This window comes from Vibrio sinaloensis (assembly GCF_000808535.1).
Taxonomy (GTDB): domain Bacteria; phylum Pseudomonadota; class Gammaproteobacteria; order Enterobacterales; family Vibrionaceae; genus Vibrio; species Vibrio sinaloensis_D.
Genome location: NZ_JWLV01000001.1, coordinates 896,902 through 904,629 on the forward strand (window position 1 = coordinate 896,902; position 7,728 = coordinate 904,629).

The 7,728-nt window shown below is 45.5% G+C and carries 11 protein-coding genes; 4 read left to right on the forward strand and 7 right to left on the reverse strand.

The genetic code is table 11. The annotated features are described in order from the left end of the window. The first annotated feature begins 62 nt into the window (after nucleotides 1-62). Entirely contained in the window at nucleotides 63-386 is a 324-nt protein-coding gene (gene fdxA, locus RJ47_RS03880) for a ferredoxin FdxA (protein ID WP_038135464.1), read from the forward strand. Nucleotides 387-504: 118 nt separating this feature from the next. Here fdxA and RJ47_RS03885 read toward each other — a convergent pair whose 3' ends face one another. From RJ47_RS03885 to RJ47_RS03900, 4 genes are all read right to left on the reverse strand, one after another. Then, a complete protein-coding gene (locus RJ47_RS03885; RefSeq protein ID WP_039481569.1) occupies nucleotides 505-876 on the reverse strand; it encodes a RidA family protein in 372 nt (123 codons plus the stop codon). An 85-nt stretch (nucleotides 877-961) separates the two neighbouring features. Beyond that, nucleotides 962-1,216 (reverse strand): hypothetical protein, encoded by a 255-nt coding sequence (locus RJ47_RS21175; protein WP_156137136.1) that lies wholly within the window; start codon nucleotides 1,214-1,216, stop codon nucleotides 962-964. 313 nt (nucleotides 1,217-1,529) lie between these two features. Beyond that, nucleotides 1,530-2,267, reverse strand: coding sequence for a DUF4062 domain-containing protein (locus RJ47_RS03895; protein ID WP_082016322.1), 738 nt, complete (start codon nucleotides 2,265-2,267; stop codon nucleotides 1,530-1,532). Between the two features lie 277 nt (nucleotides 2,268-2,544). Beyond that, on the reverse strand, nucleotides 2,545-3,279 hold the full coding sequence (locus RJ47_RS03900; RefSeq protein ID WP_039481575.1) for an RNA methyltransferase: 735 nt from the start codon (nucleotides 3,277-3,279) through the stop codon (nucleotides 2,545-2,547). A 195-nt stretch (nucleotides 3,280-3,474) separates the two neighbouring features. Here RJ47_RS03900 and RJ47_RS03905 point away from each other — a divergent pair, with 195 nt between their 5' ends. Continuing rightward, entirely contained in the window at nucleotides 3,475-4,113 is a 639-nt protein-coding gene (locus tag RJ47_RS03905; RefSeq protein WP_039481578.1) for an HD domain-containing protein, read from the forward strand. Between the two features lie 46 nt (nucleotides 4,114-4,159). On the opposite strand, the gene RJ47_RS03910 is transcribed toward RJ47_RS03905, so the two are convergent. Further along, nucleotides 4,160-4,597, reverse strand: coding sequence for a carboxymuconolactone decarboxylase family protein (locus tag RJ47_RS03910; protein ID WP_039481582.1), 438 nt, complete (start codon nucleotides 4,595-4,597; stop codon nucleotides 4,160-4,162). A gap of 115 nt (nucleotides 4,598-4,712) precedes the next feature. Between RJ47_RS03910 and RJ47_RS03915 the strand changes: the two genes are divergently transcribed. Next, nucleotides 4,713-5,627, forward strand: a complete 915-nt coding sequence (locus tag RJ47_RS03915) for a LysR family transcriptional regulator (protein WP_039481584.1) — start codon at nucleotides 4,713-4,715, stop codon at nucleotides 5,625-5,627. Here RJ47_RS03915 and RJ47_RS03920 read toward each other — a convergent pair. Then, nucleotides 5,613-6,233, reverse strand: a complete 621-nt coding sequence (locus RJ47_RS03920; RefSeq protein WP_038135482.1) for a LysE family translocator — start codon at nucleotides 6,231-6,233, stop codon at nucleotides 5,613-5,615. The genes RJ47_RS03915 and RJ47_RS03920 overlap by 15 nt on opposite strands. Nucleotides 6,234-6,449: 216 nt before the next feature. On the opposite strand from RJ47_RS03920, the gene nfsA reads away from it, so the two are divergent. After that, on the forward strand, nucleotides 6,450-7,172 hold the full coding sequence (nfsA, locus tag RJ47_RS03925; protein WP_038188026.1) for an oxygen-insensitive NADPH nitroreductase: 723 nt from the start codon (nucleotides 6,450-6,452) through the stop codon (nucleotides 7,170-7,172). 91 nt (nucleotides 7,173-7,263) lie between these two features. Here the strand turns inward: nfsA and RJ47_RS03930 are convergent, their stop codons facing one another. Beyond that, nucleotides 7,264-7,608 carry a YajD family HNH nuclease gene (locus RJ47_RS03930; RefSeq protein ID WP_038188024.1) on the reverse strand — a complete coding sequence of 115 codons (345 nt, stop codon included), beginning with the start codon at nucleotides 7,606-7,608 and terminating at the stop codon, nucleotides 7,264-7,266. Nucleotides 7,609-7,728: the final 120 nt, after the last annotated feature.

Sequence of the window (7,728 nt, forward strand, 5' to 3'; positions counted from 1 at the left end):
ATTTTGGCAGGGGATGAGTATTATCCCATTCCTTAATTTTGACTAAAGATAAGAGACCCATCATGGCGTTTGTCGTAACCGATAACTGTATCCAATGTAAATACACTGACTGTGTCGCTGTATGTCCGGCAGATGCATTCCATGAAGGGCCAAACTTTATGGTCATTAATCCAATCGAGTGTATTGATTGCGGTCTTTGTGTTGACGAGTGTGACGCGCACGCGATCTTCCAAGAAGATGAAGTGCCAGAGGACCAAAAAATCTACATAGAACTCAATGCAGAGTTAGCGGAGCTTTGGCCAGTACAAACCGAAGTCAAACCAGCAATGGATGAAGCAGAAAAATGGAATGGCGTGCCTGATAAGTTAGGTATGCTTGAGAAGTAACGAGCACCATTCTGCACATAACGAGAAACACAAAGAGGGCTGACAGTGATTGTCAGTCCTCTTTTCGTTTTAGTGGTTATACACTTGCTATGATGCGTGTCGTCCCACTTCAATCCGCTCACAGGCCGACTATGGCCTCGATTTCTATCTGCAAATCCGGATGAATAAGTTTAGAAACCTCTACCAGAGAACATGCTGGCAAGTGACCGTCATAGAAATCAAATAGAAGCTCTCGGATGCTACCTAACATAGACATGTCGCGAACGAAAATAGTGAGTTTGATTAAATCACTTTTTGAGCGTTCTTCTACCTTAAGGATTTCTGAGAGTTGTCCGAGAATCTCTTGGGTCTGCTCTATTAAACCAGACGCTTGAGCACCCGTTCCATAAGCTGTAAGCCCAGAGACATAAAGTGTTTTGTTATGCTTTGCCGCATGAACGTAAGGCCCTGCAATTTGAGGTAACCCCTCGTAAGTCATCCTTTCTACCACTTAACTTCTCCCTAAAACTTAACGCATGGTAAAAATCCACACGCTGTGAATCATTCTTAAATGCTTTCGCACAATTTCTGCCAAACTAATTGGATACGAAAATAGCAAGCCCTTTAACTCTAGTATGTCGGTCACCAGAACTAGCGAAGCCCAAACTGCTAGAGTTAGCGTTAAGATTGATGACACTGTAAGTTGTCACCGTACCACTACGTTCCCTAATTTCGGTGAGGAGGATACCATTTGCCCCAACTTTAGATGCCTCGAGTTTGAGTCGAGACAATGCTTCATCAACAAGTTCGCCATCCCCCTTAAAGTCATGCCCAGCGCTGGCACTAACCATTGCAATTTCCTCATAACTATCTGGGGCAGCTCTGTATAAGCGAACGTCTTCTATTGTCGTTGGCTGACGAGTCTCTCCAATCACAATTGAGGAGCTGTCAACTATCGTACATCCTGTAATATAAAGTGCGATACTTACTATCACTGCGTAAAATTTACACTTCAAACCTAGCCTCATTAATTTAGTTGTGTTTGGGGGTGGCATACCCCTGTTAAGGTCTTAACAACATAATTCTAAAGACAATGCATATTAATCATTCATACCAACGCGTAGAAAAAAGTCCATGTGATGGGCATTAATCTAAAACCGTTTGTCATACTTTATTTTTACCCATCAAAGATGCAAGACCTGTTAGAGAGTTAGTATTACTTGTTGACTCTTTAAGGCTAGCCAGTCCCAACGAAAGTAAGTTTGGCTGAGATTCTGCAGCTTCGACAGACCGCCTCAAGTTCGTTTGAGGTTTCAACGTAGTAAGTTCATTCTCCAGTTTTTTAATTTTTGAATTTAACTCTAATTTATCAGAGGTTAGCTTTTTTAAGCCTGAGCGGTAGATAGCAATCAGAGATTTATCTAGCTTATAGGCTAACTCTTCTGGAGATGAGTAATACGCGGGATTGTGACGACTCGACACGACATTTTTAAAGTGTTCAAATAGCTTTCTTTTCTTAGCATACTCTTTGTCACTTTTATCATCATGATATATAGGGTCAGAGCTAATGCCAGATTTGAAATAAGCAATCACAGGCTTGCCCATTTTCAAGGCATTCTCGTATTCCCAAAACGTAATACTTAACGTCAAGCTCCCCGTCATCCTCGGCAAAATTGACCCGTATCTGTCGCCAATAATGAGAACTACAAAATCACTTTCGCGTATGCCAGTTAAGATTTCATCCTTAGATGTTTGGCTAGATGCCGGTTGAATATCCAAAGCATTGACATTCAACCCTCTATCAGTAAGTGCTCTTGCAACTTCAGCTCTATCAGACTTCAAATCAACAAATGTTGAACTAATAAAAGCTGAAGGATGAGATGTATGCATATTTATTTTCATTATCTTGACTACTCTGAAAACTACCTTAAAGCATAATTATTAGCTTAACTGAACCGGTCTAACCTTTTTCGACTAGGTCGCGATACAGCACGGCGCTATCTAACAATTTATGTGCAAATCATATCACATGGGAAAAGTAGCTTGAGTGGCATTCTGTATAACGCTCTCACACGGTAAGAAACCGTCATCAGGCAGTCGAGAAGCATTGAAATTCCGTAGGCACAAAAAAAGCGCAGTGACTGGTCATCACTGCGCTTTTTTAACATCTTGATTTGTCTTAACTGTGCTGACGGCGCAAGTTATCCAAAATAATGCCTGTGGCCATCGCGACATTCAGTGACTCTGCGCCACCAAATGCCGGAATGGTAATTTTGTCGGTCACGAACTTAGCCGCTTGCTCACGAATGCCGTGAGACTCACTGCCCATCAACAAAATGCCTTCGGCAGCAAACTCGGTTTTATGCACGCTTTCACCTTCTAGGAATGCACCATAAACCGGCAGATTAGATTGTTCTAAATAGCTTGGTAAATCTAGCTGGCTTACTGTCACACGGCCAAAGCTACCCATTGTCGCGCTGATGGTTTTTGGGTTGTATGGGTCAGCACAATCAGTGCTCGCCACAATGTGCTTGATGCCATACCAATCAGCAACACGAATAATCGTACCTAAGTTGCCCGGGTCAGACACGCCATCTAGGGCAATCATCAAGCCTTGCGCTTTTGGTGTTTCAACACTTGGAATTTCAACCACAGCGATGGCCGCATTGTTGCTAACCAGCGTGCTCGCTTTAGTTAAGTCATCAAGCGACGCTTCAATGCACTCAAAGCCGCTCAGTTCACTGCGATTCTCGGCCAGAAACTCTTGCGTGGCAAAAATCTGCTTAACCGTTAACGAGCTATTAGCCAACTCAAGTACGTTCTTTTCTCCTTGCACCAAAAACAGGCCAAGCGCTTTACGCTGTTTCTTTTGGCCAAGAGCTCGAAGTAATTTAAGTTGGTTTTTTGAAATCATAATTTGTCCAAGGTAATAGGGGTAACCCAAATAAAAGCGCGGCAATTATAGAGTAAAGCCTTGGTGAGCTAAAGAGGCGAACTTCGATTACTGGCCACTTCCCCATCCTCTTCGCCACCACTTTAGGACCTTGTACACAGCTTGCCACAAGTTGTCGTGATACCATCTCTGCATAATCGTTTATGGAACAATAAGATGGTGACAATCGAACACTTCGAACCTCAGCTTTTGGCATTTATTCGCCAAGAGATGGTCCAAGACCCTGCACATGACCTTAGCCATGTCGCTAGAGTCGTCACAACCGCTCGCGAATTGTGCGCGCAGGAAGGCGGAAAAATTGACATTGTCCTTCCTGCTGCCTATTTGCATGACTGTTATACCTTCCCCAAAAACCACCCTGATCGCGCCAAAAGCTCTCTTATGGCAGCGGACAAAGCGACGCAGTTCTTAAACCGCATTGGCTATCCGGAACAATGTCTAGGGGAGATTCACCACGCCATTTGCGCCCACAGTTATAGCGCTAACATCACGCCAACCACGTTAGAAGCCCAGATCGTTCAAGATGCGGACCGATTGGATGCGTTGGGCGCAGTCGGAATAGCCCGATGTTTGCAAGTGAGTGCTAGCTTTGGCTCTAGCCTTTATCACGTTGATGAGCCATTTTGTCACCAGCGCGAATTGGATGACAAACGCTACACGGTGGACCACTTCTATAACAAGCTGTTTAAACTTGAAGCCATGATGAACACACCGGCGGCAAAACAAGAAGCGAAAAGACGCACTGATTATATGAAAGGCTTTCTTGAGCAACTCAAAGGGGAAATTGCTCCCTAAAACAGCCCACGATTTGGATTGTGGGCTGGGTCCTCACTGCTAATCCTCAGCCATGCGTCATTTGAGTCGCCACTGCAAATCGATTCCACGCGTTGATCATGATGACTTGCATCATCGCCTGAGCAAGAAGCGGTTCTCCCAATTCCGCCAGAGCTGCGTCATACACTGGCTCAGAAACGCCGTGTTGCGCGATCTGCGTCATTTCATCGGTTAAGGCAAGCACTGCGCGCTCTTGCGGATTAAACAATGGGGACTCTCTCCATGCGGCTAACGCGAACAATTTCTGCGTAGACACGCCAACATTGTCCGCTTCTGCCACATGCATCTCGATACAGTAAGCACATTGGTTGATCATCGATGCGCGAACCTTAATCAGTTTCTTTAATGACGTAGGTAACTCCGCACCCTCCAAGTAGCCTTCCACTTCCAACATGGCTTTGAGCGCTTTAGGTTCAACACTGGCAATATTAATTCGTGAATTCATCTTCGTTCCTTTTCATTTCTGTGAAGTCAAATTCATTGTGCATCAATCCAAATATCTGCAGAATACCAACCAAACGCAGTTTAATTTTGCATAAAACGCAAAGGTGAGACATGGCATGTTTGAGTTGATTAGAGTGTTCAATCAGGTGGTCGAATCGGGGAGCTTTTCTCAAGCGGCGAATGCACTGAGCATGGCGCCTTCTTCGGTGGCACGAAACATAGACAACCTAGAGGCAAAGCTGCAAACGACTCTGTTTAAACGCAGCACCCGCCAACTGGTTCTCACTGACGAAGGGCGTTATTTTCATCATCAAGCCTTATCTCTGGTGGAAGAAGCGGATGCATTGGTCAATCAAATGAAGCAATCACCTAGCCAGCCCCAAGGATTACTTCGTATTTCAGCATTTGAGAGCTTTGGTAATGTCTTCCTAGCACCTTTGATCCCAAGGTTTCTTGCCCAATATCCAAAAGTTCAAATCGAGCTTGAACTCGATAACCATGTGGTCGACTTAAATAGTGACAACATCGATTTAGCCATTCGCATTGGTACGCCTAAAGACAGTCGATTAAAGGCACGAAAACTCCTCACTAACCGCACCGTATTAGTCGCATCACCTCAGTACCTAAAAACGCACCCAGCCATCACTGAGCCAAACGATCTGAGTGGACACAATTGTTTATTGATTAGCCAGCAGCGGCAGAAGTGTCATTGGTATTTCAGCCGAGAAAACGAGCGACACAAAGTTCAAGTAACGGGTAATTTTAGCTCAAGAGGTGGCTCGCCCATATTGCAAGGCGCACTGCATGGTAGCGGCGTGTTGCTGCTGTCAGATTGGATGGTCGCTCCCTACCTAAAGCAGGGAACGTTGACGAATATTTTGCCCGAATGGCAGGTCTCTTATGGAGAGAAACGCAGCGATGAAATCTACGCGCTGTACAAGCCATCTCACTACCCGAAACCTCACATTCGCGCATTTATCGATTTTATTGTCCAACACTTGGATTCGATTGATGGATCAACTGGCGAGTAGCCAGACACCGACGCCCATCATTAATGTGCCAGCAATCCGGTTCATTAAACGCACGTTCTGAGATTGACCAAGAAGACGCTTTAAGCCTTTTCCGCCTGTGGCGTAAAGTGTCATGCAGATAAATTCGAACAACAATATGATCGACACCAAGACAATCAACTGAGGCGTAAGAGCCGCATTTTGGTCGATAAAAGGCGGCAACAGCGAGATCATAAATGCCCATCCTTTCGGGTTGGCAATCGCAGTAACAAACCCTTGTACGACCAAGTCCCAATCGCTTTGCGGCGCCGAGTCTTGTTGTTCAACGTTAATCGCCAGTTTGCCGCGCGAGCGCCACATTTGAACACCCAAGTAGAACAGGTATCCTCCGCCAATCAACTTCAATGCGACAAACAACCAAGGGTAGTTGAGCATCACTGCGGCGATTCCGAGTACCGCCGCCACTGCCACCAGCCCCACACCGACAAGCTCTCCGGCCATCATCCATAAGGTGCGTTTGTAGCCCACACTCATGCCAAGTGTCAGCGCCAACGTCATACACATCCCCGGCGTAATCGAAACAAAAAAGAAGGTTGGAATAAACATTCCCAGCAAAGCGGTATTCATGGTTGAGTCTTTATATGGTTATTAGTTTGTTAGGCGAGATTAACACGGTTCACTGACAAGAGAACTAGAGATTGAGCGGTTTCTCAACATGATGGTCACGGATTCACCCGCAGCAAATTACCATTGATAATGGTTTTCGATTTACCCGTTTAGCAAATACCGTTATGGTGAATTCGTAACCCTATCGAATAACAAAAACAAGGACGTCATGCCATCATGAACAGTACCATTGAAACCATTCTCAGCCATTGCTCCATTCGAAAGTTCACTCAAGATCCAATTGAAAGTGAGCAGTTACAAACCATCATTCAAGCGGGCTTAGCTGCCTCTTCTTCGAGCTTATTGCAGGTTGTGTCGATCATCCGCGTTACCGACAAAGAAAAACGCAAACAACTGGCACAATACGCGGGTAACCAAGCGTATGTTGAAAGCGCGGCAGAGTTCTTGGTGTTTTGTATTGACTATCAACGCCACACGGCCATCAGACCGGATGTGCAGGTAGATTTCACCGAGTTGACGCTTATTGGTGCGGTGGATTCAGGCATCATGGCGCAAAACTGCTTACTGGCCGCAGAATCGATGGGACTAGGCGGGGTGTATATTGGCGGTCTAAGAAACAATGCGGCGCATGTGGATGAACTGCTCGGTTTACCTAGCAATACCGCGATTCTGTTTGGTATGTGCTTAGGGCACCCTGACCAAAAACCCGAGGTAAAACCGCGGCTACCCAGCGAAGTTATTTTGCACGAAAACCAATATCAAGCGCTCGATTTAGAGGCGATTAAAACCTATGACCAAACTATGCAAGACTACTATGCGAATCGCTCTAGCAATCAGAAGCAAAGTACTTGGTCACAGGAAGTCACAGGAAAATTAGCGGGCGAGTCTCGCCCTCATATTCTGCCTTACTTGCACAGTAAAGGGTTGGCAAAACGCTAGCACGAAAGGAAGTCGAAGAGGTTTGTTTGAGTCTTCTATAGTGACAATGTTGAGCACCAACCTCACAAGACTGACGTTGGTTGCTCAATCATCACTTTTTGAGCATGTTGGCTAAATCCGCAAATGGATTGTACGTCGCTCCTTGGTGGTCATCTTCACCCGGTTTTACTTCACTGCCATAGCGTTCATGTTCTAGGTATTTACTGTGCTCATGATCGTGACAATAAAGGCACAATAGCTCCCAGTTGCTGCCATCTTCTGGGTTGTTAGTGTGGTCATGATCTTTATGATGAACGGTGAGCTCGCGCAGATTTGAGTAAACAAATTCTCTTGCACAGCTTCCGCATACCCAAGGATAGAGCTTTAGCGCTTTTTCTCTGTAACCCGCTTCTTGGCGCTTGTAACTTGCGCTGGTTCCGTAACGATCTGATGACATGTTTGTACCTTAAGTCGAAATCAAGGTTCGATGCTAGCACGAGCGCAAACCGGAAAACAGTGAACTGGGCGACACCCCAATTGAATGTTCGCGCTTAGCGAGGGTCTGTTGACCTTTCGC